The sequence below is a fragment of the Schnuerera sp. genome, from assembly GCF_035459645.1.
In the GTDB taxonomy this organism is placed as follows: Bacteria; Bacillota; Clostridia; order Tissierellales; family Tepidimicrobiaceae; genus Schnuerera.
On sequence record NZ_DATHXO010000234.1, the window covers coordinates 1 to 1,712 of the forward strand.

Consider the following 1,712-nt stretch of genomic DNA (forward strand, 5'->3'; position numbering starts at 1 on the left):
GCCATTCTTCTGAAGAAATTGCAAAGGCATTGAAACCACAATTCCCAGATACAGATGATGAAGTTTTAATAGCATTGATAGACAGATATAGGGAACAAGATAGTTGGAAACCAGATTTAATTATAACTGAAGAAGGCTTGAATCATATGATGGACATTATGGAATTGGCAGGAGAATTGGAGAAGAAAGCAGATTATGAAAAAATAGTTACAACTGAATTTGCAGAAAAGTCTATGGAAAATATCAAAAAATAAAATATTTTTCAGTATTATACATTTCTTTTAACTCTTGAAGGAAGTGAATAGTCTTTAATTTAAATTATTTGCTTCCTTCAATATGACAAAATTTCATATAAAAGCATAAAAAGTATTTATGTAACACTTTCTTAATAAAAGTATATTATTCTATGAACATGATAAATAGCTATCTCGAGAACCCGTCTTTAATTTTGGACAAAAATGTTTACAAAATAGTTACAATTTCCTCTTTATTTATTACTAAATTTATTATATACTAAGAACAATTGGAATAATAATTTAGCAGAAAAAGGAGTTGTTTCTTAATGACGAATTCTGATTCTTTGAAAAAGACGATTATAACCTTTTCTATAGCTGGAGTTTTATTTGCTAATCCTGTATTTGTACAAGCCGACTTAGGTGATCAAACATTAAAGCAAGGAATGGATCATAAAGATGTACAAGTACTTCAAGAACACTTGGTGAACTTAAATTTTCTAAATTTAGAAGAAACTACTACATATTATGGTGAAAAAACAATTAATGCAGTAAAGGAGTTTCAATATTCTCAAGGATTAAATCCAGATGGTTCCTTTGGATCTGAAACTTTTGAAGCATTAAAGAAAATTCTAGATTTAAAACCCCTAGTATATGAAAATTTGCTAAAAGAAGGTGAAGAAGGAAAGGATATAAAAGCTTTACAGGAAAGGCTTAAAATATTAGGTTTTTTGGACATAGATGAGTGTACTACATATTTTGGTTCTGAAACTAGACAAGCTGTAAAAGATTTTCAAAAATTATACGGTATCAAAGTAGATGGAGTAGCTGGCTATGAAACCATTGAAGCTATCAATGAAGCTTTGAAGGGTAATAAACGAAAAGTAAACCCATCAGCTAGTAGAGGTGGTTCAAGAGATAGCTCCTTAGGAGAAAATATAGTTGCAACTGCTAAGAAATATCTTGGCACTCCTTATCGTTATGGTGGCAATTCTACAAATGGATTCGATTGTTCAGGGTTTACCCAATTTGTTTATAAACAAATTGGTATAAATATATCTAGATCTTCATCAACTCAAGCTAAAGATGGTAAACAAGTTAGTAGAAATGATTTACAAATAGGAGATTTATTAATTTTTACAGGTACCTCTGGTTCTAATCCTGGTCATACGGGTATATATATAGGAGATAACAAATTTATCCATGCTAGTTCTGGAAAACAAAGTCAAGTTATTATTACAGATCTTAATTCTGGATATTATTCTAGGCGTTTTATATGTGGTAGAAGATTGTTTTAATATAGATATAGAGAAAGCCCTCTTTTTAGAGGGCTTTACTATTATTGTCTCTGAATAAATCCTACTTTCCTATAAACTTTTCTTAAAGTTTTATTGGCTACATAACTAGCTCTTTCTGCTCCTTCTTTATATACTTTTTCTAAATAATCTTTATCATTTATTAGCTCATTATATCTTTCTT

General features: G+C 29.5%; 1 protein-coding gene and 2 pseudogenes. 2 read left to right on the forward strand and 1 reads right to left on the reverse strand.

All coding sequences use genetic code 11. The annotated features are described in order from the left end of the window. Positions 1-254: pseudogene (locus VK998_RS05505) on the forward strand (ABC transporter substrate-binding protein); the annotation flags it as partial. A 308-nt stretch (positions 255-562) separates the two neighbouring features. After that, positions 563-1,531, forward strand: a complete 969-nt coding sequence (locus VK998_RS05510) for a C40 family peptidase (RefSeq protein ID WP_325226381.1) — start codon at positions 563-565, stop codon at positions 1,529-1,531. A gap of 41 nt (positions 1,532-1,572) precedes the next feature. Here the strand turns inward: VK998_RS05510 and VK998_RS05515 are convergent. Continuing rightward, a pseudogene (locus VK998_RS05515) lies at positions 1,573-1,712 on the reverse strand (tryptophan--tRNA ligase); the annotation flags it as partial.

What these genes read in the sequence shown, in the direction of transcription:
- VK998_RS05510 (WP_325226381.1), top strand. Translation starts at nt 563, where the DNA reads ATGACGAATTCTGATTCTTTGAAAAAGACGATTATAACCTTTTCTATA.